This window comes from Brevundimonas sp. M1A4_2e (assembly GCF_053345555.1).
Genome location: NZ_JBKFAI010000008.1, coordinates 39,425 through 60,294, shown reverse-complemented (window position 1 = coordinate 60,294; position 20,870 = coordinate 39,425). Strand labels below are relative to the sequence as shown.

At 65.4% G+C, this 20,870-nt stretch carries 20 protein-coding genes; 15 read left to right on the top strand and 5 right to left on the bottom strand.

From position 1 onward, the window contains the following. Nucleotides 1-38: 38 nt before the first annotated feature. From ACLBV5_RS14380 to ACLBV5_RS14335, 10 genes are all read left to right on the top strand, one after another. Entirely contained in the window at nucleotides 39-557 is a 519-nt protein-coding gene (locus tag ACLBV5_RS14380; protein WP_303684402.1) for a ferritin-like domain-containing protein, read from the top strand. A 52-nt stretch (nucleotides 558-609) separates the two neighbouring features. Next, nucleotides 610-1,509: a manganese catalase family protein gene (locus ACLBV5_RS14375; protein WP_447606107.1), complete on the top strand. Its 900-nt coding sequence runs from the start codon at nucleotides 610-612 to the stop codon at nucleotides 1,507-1,509. 796 nt (nucleotides 1,510-2,305) lie between these two features. Continuing rightward, entirely contained in the window at nucleotides 2,306-2,554 is a 249-nt protein-coding gene (locus ACLBV5_RS14370) for a hypothetical protein (RefSeq protein ID WP_447606106.1), read from the top strand. Further along, nucleotides 2,551-3,339 (top strand): DUF72 domain-containing protein, encoded by a 789-nt coding sequence (locus tag ACLBV5_RS14365; RefSeq protein ID WP_303684399.1) that lies wholly within the window; start codon nucleotides 2,551-2,553, stop codon nucleotides 3,337-3,339. The genes ACLBV5_RS14370 and ACLBV5_RS14365 overlap by 4 nt, the downstream gene beginning before the upstream one ends. A gap of 294 nt (nucleotides 3,340-3,633) precedes the next feature. After that, nucleotides 3,634-3,918, top strand: a complete 285-nt coding sequence (locus ACLBV5_RS14360) for a hypothetical protein (RefSeq protein ID WP_303684398.1) — start codon at nucleotides 3,634-3,636, stop codon at nucleotides 3,916-3,918. Between the two features lie 217 nt (nucleotides 3,919-4,135). Further along, entirely contained in the window at nucleotides 4,136-4,570 is a 435-nt protein-coding gene (locus ACLBV5_RS14355) for a hypothetical protein (protein WP_447606105.1), read from the top strand. A 507-nt stretch (nucleotides 4,571-5,077) separates the two neighbouring features. Beyond that, nucleotides 5,078-5,626 carry an SRPBCC family protein gene (locus ACLBV5_RS14350; protein WP_303684395.1) on the top strand — a complete coding sequence of 183 codons (549 nt, stop codon included), beginning with the start codon at nucleotides 5,078-5,080 and terminating at the stop codon, nucleotides 5,624-5,626. A gap of 18 nt (nucleotides 5,627-5,644) precedes the next feature. After that, nucleotides 5,645-6,817, top strand: a complete 1,173-nt coding sequence (locus tag ACLBV5_RS14345) for a zinc-dependent alcohol dehydrogenase (protein ID WP_447606104.1) — start codon at nucleotides 5,645-5,647, stop codon at nucleotides 6,815-6,817. Between the two features lie 134 nt (nucleotides 6,818-6,951). After that, nucleotides 6,952-8,040: a DNA polymerase IV gene (dinB, locus tag ACLBV5_RS14340; protein ID WP_447606103.1), complete on the top strand. Its 1,089-nt coding sequence runs from the start codon at nucleotides 6,952-6,954 to the stop codon at nucleotides 8,038-8,040. 5 nt (nucleotides 8,041-8,045) lie between these two features. Next, nucleotides 8,046-8,627: an alpha-ketoglutarate-dependent dioxygenase AlkB gene (locus ACLBV5_RS14335; RefSeq protein WP_447606102.1), complete on the top strand. Its 582-nt coding sequence runs from the start codon at nucleotides 8,046-8,048 to the stop codon at nucleotides 8,625-8,627. On the opposite strand, the gene ACLBV5_RS14330 is transcribed toward ACLBV5_RS14335, so the two are convergent. Next, nucleotides 8,624-9,820 (bottom strand): DUF6880 family protein, encoded by a 1,197-nt coding sequence (locus ACLBV5_RS14330; RefSeq protein ID WP_447606101.1) that lies wholly within the window; start codon nucleotides 9,818-9,820, stop codon nucleotides 8,624-8,626. The two genes, ACLBV5_RS14335 and ACLBV5_RS14330, sit on opposite strands and share 4 nt — an antisense overlap. Before the next feature lie 151 nt (nucleotides 9,821-9,971). Here ACLBV5_RS14330 and ACLBV5_RS14325 point away from each other — a divergent pair, with 151 nt between their 5' ends. Beyond that, complete coding sequence (locus tag ACLBV5_RS14325) at nucleotides 9,972-10,115, top strand: hypothetical protein (RefSeq protein ID WP_392353953.1); 144 nt, start codon at nucleotides 9,972-9,974, stop codon at nucleotides 10,113-10,115. A gap of 251 nt (nucleotides 10,116-10,366) precedes the next feature. Here the strand turns inward: ACLBV5_RS14325 and ACLBV5_RS14320 are convergent, their stop codons facing one another. Genes ACLBV5_RS14320 through ACLBV5_RS14305 form a run of 4 tightly spaced genes read right to left on the bottom strand, consistent with a single transcriptional unit; the run spans nucleotide 10,367 to nucleotide 14,321 of the window. Next, a complete protein-coding gene (locus ACLBV5_RS14320) occupies nucleotides 10,367-11,263 on the bottom strand; it encodes a LysR family transcriptional regulator (protein WP_447606100.1) in 897 nt (298 codons plus the stop codon). Nucleotides 11,264-11,276: 13 nt separating this feature from the next. Then, nucleotides 11,277-11,657 carry a RidA family protein gene (locus ACLBV5_RS14315; RefSeq protein ID WP_392353951.1) on the bottom strand — a complete coding sequence of 127 codons (381 nt, stop codon included), beginning with the start codon at nucleotides 11,655-11,657 and terminating at the stop codon, nucleotides 11,277-11,279. Then, nucleotides 11,654-12,928 carry an FAD-dependent oxidoreductase gene (locus ACLBV5_RS14310; protein ID WP_447606099.1) on the bottom strand — a complete coding sequence of 425 codons (1,275 nt, stop codon included), beginning with the start codon at nucleotides 12,926-12,928 and terminating at the stop codon, nucleotides 11,654-11,656. The genes ACLBV5_RS14315 and ACLBV5_RS14310 overlap by 4 nt, the downstream gene beginning before the upstream one ends. 55 nt (nucleotides 12,929-12,983) lie before the next feature. Then, nucleotides 12,984-14,321, bottom strand: a complete 1,338-nt coding sequence (locus tag ACLBV5_RS14305) for a serine hydrolase domain-containing protein (protein WP_392353949.1) — start codon at nucleotides 14,319-14,321, stop codon at nucleotides 12,984-12,986. A gap of 215 nt (nucleotides 14,322-14,536) precedes the next feature. Here ACLBV5_RS14305 and ACLBV5_RS14300 point away from each other — a divergent pair, with 215 nt between their 5' ends. From ACLBV5_RS14300 to ACLBV5_RS14285, 4 genes are all read left to right on the top strand, one after another. Beyond that, nucleotides 14,537-15,133, top strand: coding sequence for a sigma-70 family RNA polymerase sigma factor (locus ACLBV5_RS14300; protein ID WP_392353948.1), 597 nt, complete (start codon nucleotides 14,537-14,539; stop codon nucleotides 15,131-15,133). Beyond that, the gene (locus tag ACLBV5_RS14295) at nucleotides 15,124-16,086 is read left to right on the top strand and encodes a FecR family protein (protein ID WP_447606098.1); all 963 of its coding nucleotides are present in this window, start codon (nucleotides 15,124-15,126) and stop codon (nucleotides 16,084-16,086) included. The genes ACLBV5_RS14300 and ACLBV5_RS14295 overlap by 10 nt, the downstream gene beginning before the upstream one ends. An 89-nt stretch (nucleotides 16,087-16,175) precedes the next feature. Beyond that, the gene (locus tag ACLBV5_RS14290) at nucleotides 16,176-19,490 is read left to right on the top strand and encodes a TonB-dependent receptor (RefSeq protein WP_447606097.1); all 3,315 of its coding nucleotides are present in this window, start codon (nucleotides 16,176-16,178) and stop codon (nucleotides 19,488-19,490) included. Nucleotides 19,491-19,571: 81 nt separating this feature from the next. Further along, the gene (locus tag ACLBV5_RS14285) at nucleotides 19,572-20,867 is read left to right on the top strand and encodes a dicarboxylate/amino acid:cation symporter (protein WP_447606096.1); all 1,296 of its coding nucleotides are present in this window, start codon (nucleotides 19,572-19,574) and stop codon (nucleotides 20,865-20,867) included. The last annotated feature ends 3 nt before the right edge of the window (nucleotides 20,868-20,870 follow it).

Here is a 20,870-nt window from a genome sequence, read left to right as displayed (position 1 = left end):
CGGGTTAGCCTCCTGTATCAGCAGGAAGGACAGCCGACATGATCAATGCAGACGACATCTGGCGTGATGTCTTCGTGACGGGCCTCAAGAACGCCCACGCCGTGGAAAACCAGGCCTTGGCCCTGATGGATCGCCAGATCGATCGGGCGCGGAACTTTACCGAGGTCGCCGACCGGTTGAAGGCCCACCGTCTTGAAACCGAGGGACAGATCCTGCGACTGGAGACCCTGCTGGAGGGCTTCGACGAGAAGCCGTCCGGCCTTAAGGACGCTGCGCTCTCGCTCGGCGGCAACCTGGCGTCCATCGGCCACAGCTTCGCCGAGGACGAAATCCTGAAGAACGCCTTCGCCAACTACGCCTTCGAGAACTTCGAGGCGGCCTCCTATCGGGCCCTGATCATTCTGGCTGAGAGCGGCGGCTATGCGGCGGCCTACGACCCCCTCGCGGCCACCTTGGAGGAGGAGGTGCGCATGGCGAGGTGGGTCGACGAAAGCCTGCCCATGCTGGTGGAGAAGCATCTCGAGCTGAGGCGCGCCGGCGAGAACCCCAGCCGCTGACTCAGCCGAAATCTATTTTCTTTATTATCTTTTGGATAACTAGATCATGTTCATGCACAACAAAAAGTTGATGTACACGGTTAGGGTCGCCGAACCCAATCCCGCTCTCGCCACCCTGATGCTCGAACAGTTCGGCGGTCCCCAAGGTGAGCTCGCCGCCGCCATGCGCTACTTCACTCAGGGGCTCGCCGACGAGGACAGCGGCCGTCGCGATATGTTGATGGACATCGCCACGGAGGAGCTGAGTCACCTGGAAATCATCGGTTCGATCGTCGCCATGCTCAATCGCGGGGCCAAGGGCAAACTCGCGGAAGCCGCCGAGGAAGAAGCGGATCTTTACGCCAGCATGACCTCGGGCGGAGAAAGCCACACCATGTCCATCCTCTATGGCGGCGGCACGGCCCTGATCAACTCCGCCGGCGTGCCGTGGACGGCGGCCTATATCGACTCCATCGGTGATCCGGCCTGCGACCTGCGCTCCAATATCGCGGCCGAATCCCGGGCCAAGATCGTCTACGAACGGCTGATCAACGTCACCGATGACGCGGGGATCAAGGACGCCCTGACCTTCCTCATGACGCGGGAGGTGGCCCACCAGAAGTCCTTCGAAAAGGCGCTTTACGCCATCCCCGCCAACTTCCCGCCCGGCAAGCTTCCCGGTCATCCGGACTTTGCCGACAAATATTACAACATGTCCCAAGGAGAGGGGGATGCGAGCGGGCCGTGGAACCAGGGCGAGCAGTGGGAGGTCGTGGACGACCGCGAAGCCCAGGCGGCGGTGGACGGCGGCGTGGGCGACGCTTCGGTCAAGCTGTCGGCGGCTGACAAGAAGTCATTGCAGGCCTTTGCGGCCCGCACCCAGTCCGACCCTTCAGCCGATCCGATTACTGGAGCCGATCTCGGCGCCGGGCCTGGGGCCGGTCGCACCACGCCTCTGGCGGCTCCGGACTGAAGCGCCGCCAGACCGACGGCGCGGACGGCCGGCGCCGGCTCGGGCATTGGTTATGAATGGGCCGGCTTGCTTGCGAGGGACGGCGATGACCTGATCCTATCCGCTGACCAGAATTTGTCCGACGCTCAAGCAAGCCGGGGCCGCGCCGGCGTGATCAGAACCTGGTCGAACTCCCACATGGGTCAATATGACGGGGACCCTGCGTGGCCCTCTTGCAGCCGCCGCCTGGCAAGGCGAGGTGAAAACATAGAAGCCGCGGTCGGCCACGGCGGCGAAAAAGTCCTCATCGTAGACGCGATCCGCACACATCGGACTCACGGTCTCCCTTCCGGTTGTCAGGAGGGCGCAACGAGATCCTTGCGGCGGCGATCCAATGGGTCCGACTCCCGACTCTTTGATCGGGGCGTGGCGCAGGGCTCTCAGTCGTCAATCCCTCGGCGCCGGTCATCCGCGGGTTCGGCTGCATTTCCTGATTTCCCAGAAATCCCGTCAATGCCGCGCCGACGTAGATAAGAGACGTCAGTAGATGGAGGAGGCTTCCGAACTGCAGGAGCCGCCGGGGTTGCGCAGGACTGGCGGCCTGTCGGCGGATTTCACAGGAGCTCTTTCCTTCCCGTTGGGTGTTCGGGTGTCCGGAGCCGCCGCCTGTTCCCGGGCGGGATGTGTCGCCGATCCGCCTTTTGGAGGCGATGCGTCCGGAACGCGTCGGTCGCCGAAGCGCTACCGGAAGCGGCCGGCCGCCGGATCCGCGTCCTTCGCGGTCGAGAGACAACCCCTGGTCAGGTGAGGAATGGACATGAAATTCTACGAGATCGTCGTCGCCGACGCCCACGGCGCCGAGCGCAAGTTGAGGGTTCCGTCTCCGACGGATGTCCAGGCGGCGGACGCCGCCGCCCCCCTGTTGAAAAGCGGCGATTCCATCTTTTCGATCCGCGAGACGCCCGACGACAGTCTTCAGAGAACCGATGGGCCGCCCTCCAAGACCCAGGCCGAGGAACTGGCGCCGACCACGCCCGGCATGGCGGCCCGTCGCGATGCTTCGTGAGCCCTGAAGGCCTTGCCGGCAGCGCGGCCCCCGGCGAGATCACGCTGCGCATCGGGACGGCGGGCTGGGCCATTCCCGCAGGGGTGAGAGACCGGTTTCCTGTCGCGGGCGGCGGACTCGAACGCTACGCCAGCCGTCTCGGCGCCGTGGAGATCAACTCCACCTTCTACCGCCGTCACCGGGTCTCGACTTTTGAGCGCTGGGCCGCCGCCACGCCTGCGGACTTTCGTTTCGCGGTCAAGGCGCCGCGTGACATCACGCACCGCCGCAAGCTGGAGAACTGCGAAGATCTGCTCGCGGACCTGGCCGCCGATCTCCGCGGGCTGGGAGACCGCCTCGGACCAGTCCTGATCCAGACGCCGCCGGGCCTGGCCTTTGACAAGACCCGGACAGGCGCTTTTCTGGACGCTTGTAGGGCCCAGATCGACGCGTCGATCGTGCTGGAGCCGCGGCACGATTCCTGGTTCACGGCCTCGGCGGATCATTGGCTCGCCTCTCGGCGGGTCGCGCGTGTTGCGGCCGATCCGGAGCCGGCCCCGGGTGCAGGCCTTCCCGGCGGCTCCGAGGGCCAGGTCTATTTTCGCCTGCACGGCTGTCCGCACATGTATCGCTCGGCCTATGGAACCGATCGGCTCAAGACCGTCCTTCAGCGGGTGGTGGCGGCGGGCGAAGTCGGGGCCGAGCGCTGGGTCATTTTCGACAACACCGCTTCGGGTGCGGCGGCAGCGGACGCGCTGGCGCTCGCTGGGATGGCAAGGTCCGCCCCGCCTGCGGTCTGGTCGTGAGGTTGCGACGACCGGCGTGTATTCGAAAGAGCCGAGCTGCCGTAGGAAGATCGCCAGGACCGCCACGAACGCCGTCGACAGACGCTCGCTCTGCCAGTCTGGAAGATTCGCATCTGAGCCGGGGGGCGGCGAGATAAGCGACGGTCCAATGGGCCGCGGCGCCATGCTCCAGCGCCTTCTAGGCGGCCGCTCGCGCGCTTTGGGTCCAGCCGAGCATGAAGGAGGCGAGGAAACGAACCACGAGCGCCAGACCGGCGACAAGGATTGCCCTATATCGCCGGAAGGACACCGCCCATGAACCCCCAGCAGTCCGGAGCGCTTTCGCTCGCCTCGACCGCCGCCTTTCAACTGACCCAGATCGACGCCCGGGTGGAGAAGGGGCTGCCTGAGCAGGAGGAGGTGGGGAGCCTCCTACTCTGCGCGGACGCCAAGTTTGGAGAGAGCGCGGAGAGAGAGGTCACCAGCGCATTTCTCACCGATCTCCGTCGGGACCTGGGGCTCATCGACGATCAGGAGCCCCGCCGCCGCGCGACGGGGCGACGGGGCGAGCGCAGTCTTCGCCTTGGCGCTCTCGGCTGACCGAGACCCCCAGCGCTCGGCCGGCGGTTCCCGAACGGAGAGCCAACGCGGGGGTTCCGGCCAAGGCGAACAGGCGTTCGGGCTTGTGTCGTGTTCCCGACAATGGCTCGCGGCCCCGCTGCTCCGGGCTCGCCAAGCTCTCGACCCCGCCCCAAGTCGCCAAAGGGAAACCGGAGGACGCGCGGCGCGCTTGCTTAGTCACACCCAAGAGGAGCTCATGACCTTGCGCCATGCCCCGATCATCGTCGCTTTCGTCACTGGGCTTCTCCCCGCCCGCAATCCGCAAGGGGACGACGGGTGCGTCGACAAGGCCCAGGACGCTGTCTCAGCTCCAGTCGATCAAACCTTCGCCGCCATGGGGAACACTATACTCGGCTATGCGCCTGGCGCAGCCATGAGCGAGATCCGGTCCGGCGACGTCGCTCCTGAGCGGGCCAGGGGCCTGCTGGATAATCCGAGGTCGGCGGGCGTTGGGGATTTCGACCGGCTCTATATCGACCGGCAGGCCTCCACCCGCCAGGAGGTCGTGGTCCTGAATCGCGGCTTCACGCACAATACGGCTGCGCCGCCGCTTGCCGCTGATGCCCCGACAGCACCGCCGAAGGTCGAGCATTACCTGCGGAAGGCGCGGGAAATCCAGGCGGCGATCTGATCGACATGGCTCCTAGGCTGAAGCTCTTTGAATGGTCGGACGGCTTCCATCGCTTCACGGTGGCTGCGTCCTCCAGGCCCAAGGCTCTGGCCGCCTGGGGCATCCGGCAGGATATCTTCGCTTCAGGCCTCGCCAGGGAGGCGCCCGATGCAGAGGACGCCGAGGCGGCAAGAGCGCGGCCTGGAGAGGTGATCGAGCGTGGCTTGACGGTCGATATCGGCAAGGCCGGCCGCCGTGGGGCGCCCCCCAGGGCGCGCAAGGGAGCGACCACGGCCCAGCAGAATCGGGCCCAGCGCCTCGCTGAGGAGCTGAAGGCGCTCGATCAGGCCCACGCCGAAAGCGCGGCAGCCGTTCGCGCCGAGATGCAAGGCCTCGAGGCGCGGGCCGCCGAAGAGAAGGCGCGGTTTGACCAGACACGGACCAGGCTTGTTCGAGACCTCGCCATAGCGCGCGAGAAACTAGGATCGGAGGAGGCGTCCGCGCCTCCCCGGAACCAGGAGAGAACCCATGCAGACTGAGCCCAGAAGCACCGACGCAGACATGGCGTCGACAGGATTTCTGAACGACGACGTACATGAGGGGGATCACGCCTCCTCGTCCATCCAGGCCGCCATGATCAACCGGCCCCGATCCGAACTCTACGCCTTCTGGCGGGAGTTCCGGAATCTTCCTCTTTTCATGGCCAATGTGCGGTCGGTCAGCAGCGACGGACGCGACTGGGTCATAGCCGGGCCCGGCGGCATGGATGTCGAACTGGAAACCGAGATCGTCGAAGACCGGCCGGGCGAAAAGATCGCCTGGCGTTCCACGGAGGCAGCGGACGTCGATCACGAGGGCTGGGTCGAGTTCCGCGACAACGCCTTCGGGCGGGGGACCGAGGTCCGGGTCATGATCAGCTATGACCCTCCCGCCGGCGCCGTGGGCAAGCTTGTGGCCAAGGTGATGCAGCGTGAACCGCGCATCCAGGCACGACGCGAACTTCGCCGCTTCAAACAACTGATGGAGACGGGGGAGGTTTCCACTTCCCAGGCTCCCGGCGCCGCTCCCCGCGGCTGATTATCAAGGACATATTTCATGCGCGCACTGACCTGGCACGGCAAACACGATGTTCGGGTGGACACGGTCCCCGATCCGGAGATCGTCAATCCTCGCGACGCCATCATCAAGATCACCGCGACCGCAATCTGCGGCTCGGACCTCCACCTCTATGACAGCGTAATACCCGGTATGCACCGCGGAGACATTCTCGGCCATGAGTTCATGGGCGAGGTCGTCGAGGTGGGGCGGGGAAACACCAGCCTGCGGGTCGGGCAGAAGGTGGTGGTTCCTTTCGTGATCGCCTGCGGCCAGTGCTTCTTCTGCGGCAAGGAGCAGTATTCGGCCTGCGACAACTCCAATCCAGCCGACAAGTCCGACGCCTCCGAGGTCGCCTACGGCTATCCCGCCCCCGGGCTGTTCGGTTATTCGCACCTGACCGGCGGCTATGCGGGCGGGCAGGCCGAGTACGCGCGCATTCCCTATTCGGACTTCGGACCTATCGTCGTGCCTCACGGCGTCGAGGACGAGAGGGTGCTCTTCCTGTCTGACATCTTCCCGACCGGCTGGATGGCGGCGGAAAACGCAGGGATCGAGCCGGGCGACACCGTGGTGGTGTGGGGTTGCGGCCCGGTCGGCCTGTTCACCATCAAGAGCGCCATCCACATGGGCGCGGCGCGGGTGATCGCCATCGACCACCATCCGCGTCGTCTCGCCCTGGCGAAACAGAACGGGGCCGAGGTGCTCAACTATCACGAGGTCAAGGTGCTGGAGGCGCTCAAGGAGATGACGGCGGGCATCGGACCCGACGCCTGCATCGACGCCGTGGGCATGGAGGCGCACGGTTTCGCGCCGGACAACATCATCGACGCCGTCAAGCAGGAGACGAAACTGGGCACGGATCGCCAGCACGTGCTGCGCGAGGCGATCATGGCCTGCCGCAAGGGCGGGCGCATCTCCATGCCGGGAGTCTATGGCGGGATCGGCGACAAGCTGCCGATCGGGGCCTTCATGCAGAAGGGGCTGACCCTGAAGACCGGCCAGACCCATGTGCAGAAATACCTGCCCAGGCTGCTGGAACTGGTGATGGACGGTCAGATCGACACCACCGACCTCATCAGCCATCGCCTGCCCCTTGAGGAGGCCGCAACGGCCTACAAGAACTTCCACGACAATCCCAACGAGTGGACCAAAGTTGTCCTCAAACCTTAAACGCGCCGCCCGGGCGGCGGGCTTCTAGGGGCAGGATAAATGGTCGTCTGCATTGGCGACGGGCATTCATGGCTGAGCCTGTTGGGAGCACGAAGCATGTTCTTGTTTTGTTTTCTTTCTGCTAGGCGTAGCGTATGGACGTCGCCCCCCCTCGCAAGATCATCCATGTGGACATGGACGCCTTCTTCGCCTCGGTGGAGCAGAGGGACGATCCCGCCTTGCGCGGTCGTCCCGTCGCCGTAGGCCACGCCGCTTCGCGCGGCGTGGTCGCCGCCGCCAGCTATGAGGCGCGCGAGTTCGGCGTGCGGTCGGCGATGCCGTCGAGCACCGCCTTGCGCAAGTGCCCGGAACTGATCTTCACGCCGCCCCGGTTTGAGGTCTATCGCGCCGTCTCGGCGCAGATCCACGCCATCTTCGCCGACTACACGCTCCTGATCGAACCCCTGTCCCTGGACGAGGCTTACCTCGACGTGACCGCCAACATCCGGGGCTTGCCGACGGCGTCGGCGACGGCCGAGGAGATCCGCGCGCGCATCCTCGAGGAGACCGGTCTGACGGCCTCGGCCGGGATTTCCTACAACAAGTTCCTGGCCAAGCTGGCCTCGGACCAGCGCAAGCCCAACGGCCAGTTCGTGGTCCCGCCCGGGCGAGGGGAGGCCTTTGTCGAGGTCCTGCCGGTGAAGCGTTTCTACGGCGTCGGGCCGGTGACGGCTGAGAAGATGAACCGCCTGGGCATCGAGACGGGCGCGGACCTCAGACGCCAGTCCCTAACCTTTCTTCAGCATCATTTCGGCAAGTCCGGCGCCTGGTACCATGGCGTGGCGCGGGGAGAGGATCATCGCCCGGTCAATCCGGATCGCGAGCGCAAGTCGAGCGGCTCGGAGACCACCTTCGCCAGCGATCTGGTCGATCCGGCGGCGATCGAGGCCCGGCTGGACGAGATGGCGGATGATGTCTGGGCCTGGTGCGAAAAGGCCGGATCGCTGGGCCGGACCGTGACGGTGAAGGTCAAATGGGCGGACTTCCAGCAATCGACCAGGAGCCGGTCCTTCAATGAGCCGGTCGCCTCGAAGGAACGGTTGCGCGAGATCGCCCGGCTGCTGGCAAGATCCCTCTATCCGCCGACCAGGGGCGTGCGTCTTGTCGGCGTGACCCTGTCCAATCTGGAGAAGGCGTCGCCGGGAGCGCCCTCAAGGGCTTCTGTGGGCGAGCTGGCGCTGTGACAGCCATGCTCCAGGCGGACCTGTTCGGGCGCGCCCCCCAGCCTGCCGTGCCTCCGGGCTTCGACTATTGGCCGGATGTCCTGTCGACATGCGAGCAGGCAGCGGTGGTCGAGGAACTACAGCGGCTGGATTTCAGGCCTTATGAGCACATGGGCTACCAGGGCTTCCGACAGATCGCCGCTTTCGGACGCCGCTATGATCTGGAGCGGCGTCGATTGGAGACGGCCGCGCCGTGGCCGGACTTCCTGAAGGCGCTTCTGGGCCGTCTGACCGGACGGCTGGACCTTGATGAAGAGGCCTTCGTCCAGGCTCTGGTCAATGAATACGCCCCCGGAGCCGGCATCGGCTGGCACCGCGACAGGCCGGTTTACGGGGAGATCCTCGGCGTCTCCTTTCTCGCGCCTTGCATGATGCGTCTGCGCCGGAAGGACGGGACGGGATGGCGTCGATCAGCCGCGCCGCTGGCGCCTGGATCGGCCTATCGGCTGTCAGGCGAGGCGCGCAGCGACTGGGAGCATTCGATCTCGCCGATGACGGCGCTGCGCTATTCCATCACCTTCAGGACCCTGGCTGGCCAGAGCGTCTAGCTCGCCAGGATGTCGGCGGCTTCGGGATAACGCTGGGCCAGGCGAGAGGCCCAGTCCGCAGACACCGGGCGAGCCTGCCGGGCTTCCCGAGGTCGGGCCAGGACGAGGGCCGCGGCCTCCCTGTGAGCGGGCCAGTCCATCAGGAGGCGCATGGCGGCCTCGAAGTCCGGATGGCTGGCGGCGTGGACGAAGGCCCGGTCCAGGGCCTCGACGTCGTCGAAGTCGGGCAGGCGCGAGAGGTAGTCACGCAGAACCGGAGCCGACAGGTCGCGTTCAAACAGGCTCCAGCGCAGGTCCTGGGCCTCCTGGCGGCTTCCTTCGGCGTCGAGCACTTCGATGGAGGCGGCTTCCCACGCCGGGGTCAGGCGCGGTGCGCCGTTCTTCGGGCTGTGGCCAAAGGTCCAGGGGCGGTTTAGCGGGGAGGGGCTCAAGGCGGCCTCCAGGGCGGCGCGGGCTTCGGCGACGCGGCCGGCGTCCAGGAGGCGGCGGGCGATGTCTGCGGCTATGTCGGGGGATCCGGCCTGTTCGGGGGTGATGAGCGACAGCCAGAGGTCGAGGTCCCCGGCCTTGTCCGCTAGGCGACGTAAAAGGTTGCGGCCTGCCGGGGTCTTCCTGACCGAGGCGTCCAGGCTGTCGAGCAGCCGGCGGGCGGTGCGTGGACCCAGGGTCTCGCCGGCGGCGGATGCCCAGCGAGCGTAATCCTGCGGGTGTCGGCGCAGGGCGTCGACCAGGTCGCGCAAGGCCTCGTCCCCGGCTGTCTCCGCCAGGGTGAAAAGTTCAGGAGCGGCGGCCTCGAAAGCGGCGGGGAGTTCGCCCTTGGTGTCCTTTACGCGGGCGGACAGGCCGGAATAGAGGTCGAACCAGCGGACGAGGACGGCGAGCGCCTCGCCGGGCGCTTCGGGCGCCAGACGCTCGACGATCATCCGGCGGTGTGCGTTCAGGTCCTCTATCAGTTCGCCGCGTTTTCGCCAGGACACGCGGGTGCGCGCGGCCGAGACGGCGGTGATGCGCTTGTCGATCTCCAGGGCCAGGATGTCAGGACTGATCTCGGCCGCCAGCTCGAGACGCAGCCGGCGCTTGAGATTGGCGTTTCCGGCGCCGGCCTCGATAAGGAGTTCCGCCAGGCGCGGCGCGCCGAGGTGGACCAGGCTGGCTGCGGATAGCCGGGTCGAAATCCGAGATTGTCGCGCCATGAGGTCCTTGGGGCAGGAAGGGTGTTCGCCACCCGGGCGTCTATAGCATGCTCATCCCGACGCTGGCCCCGGCTCGGCGGGAGGCGCCGTTCGTCTGGCCGTGTACAAGGCGCCGCAAGAAGGCCGCTGCTCGGCTGAAAGGAAGGCGCTCATGCCCAAGGTCAACGACACGGTTCATATCCGTTTTTCAATGCGTGGCATGTCGGGGCCCTTCTGGCAGACCAACGCCACGGTGGCTGCTGTCAGCGGGACGTCGCTGCTCCTAGACGGGCTGGACCGTCAGGTGCCCGCGTGACTTCAGAACTCAAGCCGGCCGGGGCAGGGCGGTGGACCCTGGACTGGGAGGTGCGGCGTCGGCCTTGAGGCCCTGGTGCGCTGCGGCGCCGTCAGAGGGGTCGAACAAGCTTTGCCTTAAATGGGTGGTTGCAATTGAGTGGTAGTGACCGCTCTGATAATGGCGACCTCTTGTGACCGGCCGCGTCCGGCTCTGCCCAGAACTGGACCTGGGGGCAGCGCTTTATTTCCCGATTGCCGCCTTCTGCTGGATTAGGTTTGTCTAGACGACTCTGGGAGCACATTTTGGAAATGGGCGATGAATTCGCCCACAATGCCGGAAATAGGTCGGTCTTCGAGATGCACGCATTCGACGCTGAAACGTAGCGACGGGTTCAGCGGCTGGAATACGATGTCCTGAAACAGGCCGGCGCGTGCTGTGAACTCATCGACCACCGAGACGCCAGCGCCGTAGCGGACCAATGCTGCGGCGACGAAGAAGGTCTGGACCGAGATCACCTCGCGCACGGCGACGCGTTCCACTTCTAGAGCCCGAGCGAGCAGGTTGCCGATGGGGCCGCTGCCCGAGACGCCGATGATCTCCTGGTCGTGCAGTTGTGTCAGGGCAAGTCCATCGCGCGTCGCATATAAGGCGTCGGGCTTGTGAGCGACCATGAGTTGCCCTTGGCCCAACCGGGTCCGCGACAGCCGCGCGTGGTCCGGGGGATCATAGGCTATGGCCAGGTCGCATTCACGTTCCCGCAGCGAACGAAACAGGTCGTCGTGGTGCAGGGTCTGGATCTCCATCGTGATGCCGGGGTGATGTTCCCGAAACCTAGCAATGGCGCGCGGGGCGATGTCCAAACCCAGAGACGGAACGACAGCAAGCCTGATGTGGCCGCCCCCGTGCGTCCGGATGTTCTTTACTGCGCGGCGCAGCGACTCGATGCGGTCAAAGACATGGTTCGCTTCGCCGAACAGGACGTGGGCTTCGTCGGTGGGGACGAGACGCCCGCGCACTAGTACGAAGAGCTTAAAGCCGAGCTGGTCGTGGAGGCGGCGCAGCGCCGTGCTGACATAGGGTTGAGAGACGCGCAGGGTCCTCGCCGCCGCGCTGATCGAACCGTGGACATAGATGGCGTGAAAGACCTCGACCTGCCGCGTATGCAACAACCCGCCTCCTTTAGTCTCGGGCCGTCGCGAGCGGTTGCGGATGCTGCGCGATGGCCTCGATCTCCACGTCGCCCGCAATCAGTCCCGATATGACAACGCTTCGGGCCGGGTAGGGCGGCTTGAAGGTTTCGCTATACGCGGCGTTGAAGCCGCTCATATGGCTCGGGTCAGTCAGCCAAGCCGTGACCTTGACCACATCGGAGGTCTGGGCGCCGTGCGCGGCCAGCACGGCCTGCAGATTGGCGAGCGACCGCCGGGTCTGGACGACAATGTCGCCGTCTACGATCTCGCCGTCCGCTCCTCGGGGCAGTTGGCCGGAGACGAAAAGCAGATCGCCAACCTGACGGGCGGCACTGAGCGGAGGAGCGAGACGGGACGGAGATTGGGTCATGGGATCCTTTCAAGACGTGATGAGGCCGACAAAGCCGCCGCCCGTTCGCCGGCGCCCATGGCGTAAGTCCATCCGAGCATCCCGTGACCGAGGTTCAGAACGAGCTCTGGCCGCGGACGGTTTATGATCGGCAGGGATGACGGCGACATCGGCCGAAGGCCGGCCCACACGCTAGTCACGGCGTCGTAGTGAGCGGCGGCGGGCAGGACGGAACGGGCCAGGTCGATCAGTTGAGCGGCGCGTCTGCGATCCACCGCAGTCGACTGTGCGCCCAGTTCGGCCAGACCAGCGACGCGGATTTGATCAGCCAGTCGACAGAAAACCACCTTGCGGGCGGAATCGGTGACGCTCAGACGAGGCGCTTCCGGCCCGACGGCGGCGGTGAAGGAGTAACCCTTCATCGGCCAGACCGGGGCCGACAGTCCCAGCTTGCGCAAGAGCTGCGGCGCGTCAACGCCCGCGCAGATCGCCAATAGGTCGGCGCGAAGTACGTCGCCGGCTGCGTTCGCGACCCACGCGCGGCCCTCCTGGGCTTCCAGACGTACGACCTTGAAGCCGAAGCGAGCGGTCACGCCGTACTGTTGCGTCAGAACCTTCAGCAGTTCGGTACAGAAGCGAAAGGGGTCGCCTACCGCGTCATCCGGCGTGTGAATAACGCCGACGACCTCGCCGGCGGCGCGCAGCGCAGGCTCGATTGCGACCGCTTCGCGCCAGGACAACACCGCCTGTCGGCCTCCGTGGCGTCGCTTGATATCGACGACCCGTCGAGCGGTTTCAAACGCGGCTCTGCTTCGAAACATATGCAGCTTGCCGGGGACGGCGTGGTGAAATTCGAACGGATGGCGTTCCATCAGAGCCTCCAGCGCCGCGCTGGATTCCAAAGCCAGTTGCAGGCCGGCTAGGGTATGGTCGCTGAAGCGCGTCCAGGTGCAGTTGCGCAGGAACTGCAAGGCCCAGGGCGCGAAGTCCGGGTCGAGGAGGCCCCGAACCTTAAAACTGGGATCGAGGCCGATCGTCAGTTGCGGCAGCCTGCGCAGCAGGTCAGGGTGCGCCAGGGCGTCTGTATAGGCGTAGCTTAACTGCGCCCCGTTCGCGAACGAGGCGCCGAGGGCCGGGCCCTCAGCCTGGTCCACAACCGTCACGGACCATCCCCGACGGGCAAAGGCGTAGGCCGTGGCGAGGCCGATGACCCCCGTCCCTATGACGATAAGCCGTCGAGGGGCGTCATGCGCCCGGCCACGTGCAGGCGCGCGGTTTTGCAAGCTCAACATTATGAGACCGAAATTTCAGGAGGAGGCTGAGGCCGAGCGGCGAGTCTGCGTCCGGCTAGTCCAGCCGATGAAAGCGCAGGGCCGTGACCCGCGCGGTCGACAAGGTGAAGGCACCGCCGTCGTGGTCGAAGGTCAGGCGCGTTCCACCGGCGCGATAGGCGCCGTCTTCATCCCGCTTGAACTGCAGCCGACGGGACGCGTCCGCGGCCCCATCTCGACTGACGACGGCGTCCAGCCCATCGCCCGTCGTTGTCAAAGTGTAGGTCGCCCCGACCTCGGGTGAACCATAACGGCCCTCGAACGCGGGCGCCGGCTGGGCGGAACTGTCAGTTTCTGTGGCAATGGCGTCCAGGATAGCGTCCGCTTTGTCCTGAGCGACCCAGTCGTCCCGGTTGCAGAACAGCGCGAGCGACAGACGCTGTTCGGGCAAGCGCGCATAGAAGTTCTTGAAGGCTTCGGCGGAACCGCCGTGCTGTATAAACGATCGGCCGCCACGGGCTCCAATCATGAGGCCGCCAGCGTAGGCTAGGCCGTTGCGATCGTCCCGAGCCGTTGCGCCGTTATCGAGGCGGCCCGGCGCGGTCATCAAGCGCGCGACCGCGGGGGTCCAGACTTTATGGCCGACCGCAATGTCATGCTCGAACCGAGCCAGATCGTTCATGCTAATCATCAAGCCGCCTGATCCGCTGAACCGGGGGTAGGTGTCGCGCACCTCGAAACCGCGGCGCGTCAGTGCATAGCCGTGGGCGATGTTGGGCCCTGAGGCGGGTCGATCCGCGAGGAAGACGCTTCGCGTCATGCCCAGGGGCTCCAGAATGGCCTGACGGGCATAGTCGGCGAAGGGCATGCCCGAAGCTCTGGCGACCACCTCGGCCAGGAGCAGGTAGCCGCCGTTGGAATAGGTATAGTTGGTCCCCGGTGGGAAGTTCGTGCTCTGTTGGGCAAGCACCAGACGCAGGGCCGTGTCCTTGTTGACATCTGCCGCGCGGCCAAGCCCGGCCATGCGGATCAGGTCCAGGGTGTCCCGCACGCCCGCCGTGTGGGTCATCAGCATGCGCGACGTGACCGGCCGCCCGTAGTCAGGCGATTCCGGCAGATATCGCCTTATGTCAGCGTCGAGATCCAGCCGACCGCTCTCAGCCAGCAGGGCGGCTGCCAGGGCGGTGAATTGCTTGGATATGGAGGCGGCGTAGAAAAGCGTGTCCCCGTCCAGGGGCGTGCCGCGCGCAATGTCGCCGGCGCCGGACGCTGTGATGAACAGGGGAACGCCGTCGCGGAAGGCGCCCACGGCGCAGCCTGGAGCTCCCAGGCCCCGCGGATCCGCGATGATCGCCTCTGCTGCGGCGCGATCGAGCGCATGGCCTGGAGTTCCGATAAGGACGGCGGCCGTCACGGTCAAAATTCTGAGCATCGAGCCCCCTGGGACAGCGCCCCGAAATCAACGAAACGAGGGTGGCGAAATGGTCCAGGTCTGCAAGAGGGTGATGCTGCTATCGGGCATAACCTCCGCGTTATGGATCGCTGGATAAAGGCACGCGGTCAGCCTGGGGAGGCTTGTGTTCCGCCGCCATGTTCGCCCATCCTTCCGTCCGGGGAGGATAATCGATCATGCTGGATTTGCGGGACGAGTGGCTGGCGCGGCATGTGTTGCCGGCCGAACCGGCCTTGCGCGGCTGGCTGCGAAAGGCCCGGCATGCTGAGTTCGATATCGATGACATCATCCAGGAGACCTATGCGCGTCTGGTGCAGGCGCCCGGCTTAGAGAAGGTTGTCCACGTTCGAGCTTATTTGTTTCGGACTGCGCATTCGGTGGTTGCCGATCGGTATCGGCGCAAGAATATCGTCTCGATCACCGACCTGGCTGATCTGGAGAAATTGGCCAATGCGGTCGATGTCCTGACGCCTGAGGACCATGCGGAGGCCAGTAACGAACTGCGCATTCTGATCGAGATTACGTCGACCTTTCCAGAAAAGACGCGCACCATTTTCATGCTCAGCCGGGTGCAGGGACTCAGCATGAAGGAGATCGCAGAACGGACAGGGATACCCGTCAGCACCGTGGAGAAACACGTCGCTCGCGCGTTCCGACTTCTGATGGACGCCTATGCGGACGGCGGATATTCAGTTCCGGTTACGTCTAGTAAGATGGCGCGCCGGTTGGGCGTTGTTGGCGGGAAAGGCCGAGAGACGTCTGGATGGGACTGAACGAGACAAGCGGGGAGATCGACGACGCGGCGGCGCTTTGGGCTGCGCGCGTCGAGCGCGACCTGACGGCCGGAGAAGCGGCTGAGTTTGAGCTATGGCTGAGCCAGGACGCTCGCCGCGTCGGCGCCTATGCGCGGGCGCGCGCTGTGGCAGCGAACAGCCGCCGTTTGGCGGCGCTTCTCGCCCCGCCCAATACCGCCGCCCACGTGGCGAGACGAGCTCAGGAACGCTCGCGCAGACTGGCCTCACGTCGCGAAGCCGTGGCCGCCGTGGCGGTGCTCGGCCTCGGCGTGGCCGGGGTCGGGGCCGCGGTGTGGCGCCGTTCGCAGTCCTATAGAACGGGTCTTGGAGAGGTGAAGGAATTCAGTCTCGAAGACGGCTCGCGTATGAGCCTCAGCGCTCTGACGTCCGTGTCCCTCCGCTACGACCGCAGCGTGCGCGAAGTTGTTATGGCCGCGGGCGAGGCCTTGTTCGAGATCGCCGACGACCGGCGGCCGTTTCGCATCCTGACCGCGGGTTCCTCGGTAGTCGTGGATCAGGCGAGCGTGCTCATTCGCCGGTATGATCATGGCCCCCTTGAGGTCGCCGCCTTAGCTGGCAGGGCCAGTCTCAAGGCCCCGGATTCCGCGCGCCTGCTGATCGACGCCGCCCAGCAGGTCACTCTTAACCAGCATCCCTCAGTCGTTCCTTTCGAGGCCGAACAGGCCGCGCGCGCTCTGGCCTGGAGAGAGGGCCGGCTGGCGCTGCACGACGAGACGCTGGCCGACGCGGCGCGCGCTTTCGCCCGCTTCAGTCTGCAACGGATATCGTTCGGGGATGCCGCCGCCGCCCACCAGCGGATCACCGGGCTGTTTGACGCGCGCGCGCCGTTAGTGTTCGCCAAGGCAGCCGCCACCAGCCTGGGGCTGGCTTTTTCCGCCACACCCACCGAAATCCGTCTGTCTTCGATTTAATTTTCCAGGAGTGGCGGTTTTTGAGACCGCGCCCCGTCTGGGGAAGGAAGGCGCTGTTCAAAGCGCTCGGAATTCCTCGGGGGGAGCAAATGAACAACTGGAAACGCAGCCTTGTTGCGAGCGCAGCCGCCGCCGTTCTGGCCGCAGCCTTAAGCACCAGCGCTATCGCCCAAGAACGGCAGTTTGACCTTCCCGCGCAGCCGATCAGTCAAGCGCTGACAGAGCTGGCGCGGCAGGCGGGCGTGCAGATTTCGGCGCCGACCAGCCATCTCGAGAGCCTGCGCTCACCTTCCATTCACGGTCGCATGGAGGTGGAGGCGGCTATCAATCGCATCATCGCCGGGGCGGACCTGGAGATCGCCGAGCGCCAAGGTGACGTGATCGTCTTGCGCCGCCGAGCGCAGGGCGCGCCTTCCCACGAAGCTGCGCAGGTGGATGACGTGGTGGTCGTCGGGTCGCGCATCGCGTCGGTGCGGATCAATGAGGCTCTGCCTGTCACGGTCTTAGGCGAGGAAGAGATCGACGCTATTGCGGCGGCCGACGGCGACGACCTTTTTCGGGCTATCCCTCAAGCCGGGGACGTGAACTTCAACGAAGCCGCCAGCGACGACGGCGGGATCAATAACGCCCGCGGGGATGTGGCGTCGATCGACCTGCGCGCCATCGGCACGGGCAACACCCTGGCCCTGTTGAACGGGCGTCGCCTTGTCAACCATCCGGGCACTCAGGTCGAGAACTTCGTGCCGGTGACGACGGTCAACACCAACTCCATCCCTACGATGGGCATCCGCCGGGTCGAGGTGCTGGCGGACGGCGCCGCCGCCCTCTACGGCACGGACGCCGTGGCCGGGGTAGTCAACACCGTCCTGCGCGACAACTTCACCGGCTTTACGGCCCAGGCGGGCTGGGGGTCGGACGAGGGCGGCATGGAGGAATATTCCTTCAACCTTCAGATGGGGCGAGACTTCAACGACGGGCGCACCAACATCTCCGTGATGGCGGACTTTCTGACGCGCGACGCCCTCTATGTATGGGAGCGCGATTATGCGACGGTCGAGGGCCGCCTGGCGCGCTTTGACGGGCGGGCGACAGGGTTGGACTACGGGACCCATTCGGTGATCACGGCCTGGGCCGAAGGAATCCGCCTCAACCCCACGACCTGGCAGCCCGCGAACGCGACGACGCGGGTGGGCGGCCAGACCCTGACGGCGACCTCCGGGTCCTTCCACATCCAGCCGTCGACGAATCCGGGGTGTCTGGCAGCGGGCCCGCGCGAGGGAACCTGCTGGGATAACTCGACGCTGGCGACGCTGTCCGACGACAACAACCTGCGTTTCGACCTGGACCAGATGCGGACGATCTCGTCGGCTGTGGAACGCGTGAACGTCTTCAGCTTCCTGAATCACGAGTTCGGCAACGGCGTCGAAGCGTTCGGAGAGCTGGGCTATTATCATGCCGACAGCTGGTCGCAGCGTCCCCAGGACACGCCGCTCGCCTATCAGCGCGTGTTGATGTCGCCGACCGCCTATTGGAATCCGCTCGGCGCTGTCGGGGTGACCGCGCGCATTCCCGGGCTGACGACCGGAACCGGAACCACCGCCTTCCCGGCAGGCGGCGCAGCGGTGGAGGTGCAGGACTATCGCTTCGCCGACCTCGGTAATCGGGTGATCGAAGTCGAGAACGAGACCTATCGCCTGCTGGGCGGTCTACGCGGGCATTGGCGTGGTTTCGATTGGGAAAGCGGGCTGCTTTACTCCAAAGCCTCGGTTGCGGACCTGATGGACGGCGTCTCCATGACGCTGTTGCAGGAAGCCATCAACCGGACCACCCCGGACGCCTACAACCCGTTCATCGGTGGAAATCTGGCGCAGCCGTCTCTTGGCCAGACCGGGCTGAACGCGGCGGAAACGATCGACAGCTTCATGGTCAAGATCGGCCGCCGCTCGGAAACTGAGCTGATGCAGTGGGACGCGCGCGTCTCGCGAGGCGATATCTATCAGCTGCCAGGCGGGCCGGTCGGTTTCGCCGCAGGCGTGGAGATGCGACGCGAGACCATCAAGGAGGATCGTGACGACCGCCTGGACGGAACGATCACCTTCACCGATCTGGCGGGCGTGATCTCGCCGAGCGACGCCATGGGCGTATCCTTCACGCCGGACTCCTATGGCGGCCGGAATGTCTATTCGGCCTTCGCCGAGTTGGCTATTCCTGTGGTTTCGCCCGAGATGGGCGTTCCTCTGGTGCGTTCCATCGACGTGCAACTGGCCGGTCGCGCCGAACACTACTCGCTGTTCGGTTCAGTGCTGGCGCCGAAGATCGCCGCCGCTTATCGCCCGACCGAATGGCTGATGTTCCGTTCCGCCTGGTCTGAAGGTTTCCGCGCACCCAACATCCTGCAACTGGTGCAGGGCGATTTCGAACGCTCCAACAGCCGGCGCGACTATGCCGCCTGTGCGGTCCAATTGGCCATCGGCGCGATCACCAGCATCACCCAGACGAACGATTACTGCTACTCCGAAGGCCGGGTGGAGTCGCGCTCAGGCAATCCTGAACTCAAGCCGGAGCGGTCGGAAAACCTCACCTTCGGCGTCGTATTGGAGCCCAAGCTCTGGCCGCGCAAATATGGTTCGCTGACGCTGACGGCGGACTACTGGTCCATCCGCCAGACGGATCTCGTCGGAATCTTGGGCGGCACCAACCAGCTGATCATGGACTACTACCTGCGCCAGATCGGTCAGACCAATCCGAACATCCAGCGCCGTGACCCCACAGAACAGCAGATCGCCGACGCCGAACTGGCCGGTCTGGCCCCGGTGGGCGATCTCGTGTCGATTTCAGATCGATATACCAATCTGCAGCCGCGTGAGTCCGAGGGCATCGACTGGCGGTTGCACTACTCGCTGCGCAACACCCCGCTGGGCAATTTCCGCTGGACGGTGAACGTCGCACAGAGACTGAAGCTGTATCAGGAGGCGGGGCCGGATCATCAGGTTCTGCTGGATGCTCTGGACGCCGGCGTGATCCAGGGGGTCAACGTCACGGGGGCGGAGGATCTTCTGCGCCGCAATGGCCGGCCCAAGCTGCGCTGGAACTCGACACTCAGCTGGAACAAGGGACCTTGGGCCGCGGGCTTCTACTCGTCCTACACTAGCGATTTCTATGACAGCTCGGCCACCGACGCGGTCACCGGGGATTACTGGATCGTGGAGGACTGGCTGACACACAACCTTTACGTCCAGTACACTTTCGACGACGGGCCGCTGGCGGACACCCGCATCCGCTTCGGCGCGCGCAACATCGAGGACAAGGATCCGCCTCTGGCGGATAACCGGTTCGGCTATAACGGTTCGGTCCACTCGAACCGCGGTCGCTGGTGGTACGCCACGCTGCGCAAGAGCTTTTGATGTTCCGCCTCGCCGGCCAGCACGTCCGGCAAGGCCTGTGATTTCTTGTGGCCAGGCCGTGAGGTCGCGCCAGGAGTTCCTATGATCGATTTTTCCTCCGCTTCGCCGGGTCGCGGCGGGCTGCGCCGATATGCGCGCCGTTTCTGGTTCGACATTCCCCTGTGGGGACGCATCCTCATCGGCCTGGCAGGCGGCGTGGCGGCGGGGCTGCTGCTGCGGGAATCGGCGGTCAACCTCAAGTGGATGGGCGACGTCTTCGTGCGCCTGATCCGCATGCTGGTCGTGCCCCTGATCTTCGTGTCGGTGGTCGCTGGCGTGGCCTCCATGGCCGACCCGTCCCGCCTGGGGCGGATCGGCGGTCGAACCCTGGCGCTTTATCTGGGGCTCATGCTGGTCGCGTCGGCCGTGGGCTTGACCCTCGGGGCCCTGATCAAGCCCGGCGTCGGGGTCGACCTGACGGGGGTGACGCCCGAGACGATCGAGCAAGCCAAGCCTTTGGGGCAGGCCATGCTGGAAATTATTCCCATCAACCCCATCGCTGCTCTTGCGTCCGGGGACACTCTGTCGGTGATCTTCTTCGCCCTTCTGCTCGGGCTGGGCCTGCTGGTGGTGGGGGAGGAGGCGCGGCCGCTCAAGGCTGTTTTCGACTCAGCGTCCAGCCTGATGCTTCGGCTCGTCCATTTCGTCATGGAGCTGGCGCCGTTCGGCGTCTTCGGCCTCATCGCCTGGGTGGTGGGGACCAGCGGCCCCGGCGCCTTCCTCAGCATCTTCAAGTTGGCGCTCTGCGTCATCCTGGGCTGCGCAGTGCAGACGATCATCATCCATGGCGGTCTGCTACGCCTGCTGGCGCGCCTGCCGGTCCTACCGTTTTTCCGGGACATCGCCGATGCCGTGATTGTGGCCCTTTCGACCTCATCTTCCTCTGCGACCCTGCCAGTCGCCATGCGAGTGGCGCAGATGAATCTGGGCGTGAGCCCGACCGTCGCCTCCACGGTGCTGCCGTTGGGCGTCACGCTCAGCATGGACGGGACGGCGTTGTATGTCGGGCTGCTGGCGACCTTCTCGGCCCAGGTTTTCGGCGTTCACCTGGAACTGGCCGACTACCTGGCGATCATGGCGGTGACGACGCTCGTCGCCCTGGGCACCGCGCCGGTGCCGTCTGCCTCGCTGTTCCTGCTGGCGGCCGTGCTTTCGGTGATCGGCCTGGGGCCTGAGCAAACCGCCTTGATCGTCGGCTTCATCCTGCCGTTCGATCGCCCGCTGGACATGCTGCGCACGGTGCCGAACTGCACCTCGGACTTGTCGGTCTGCGTGGCCGTCGCGCGCTGGGAAGATGAACTCGACATGGCGGCCTATGTCGCCAAGCCGGTGGAGTAGCGC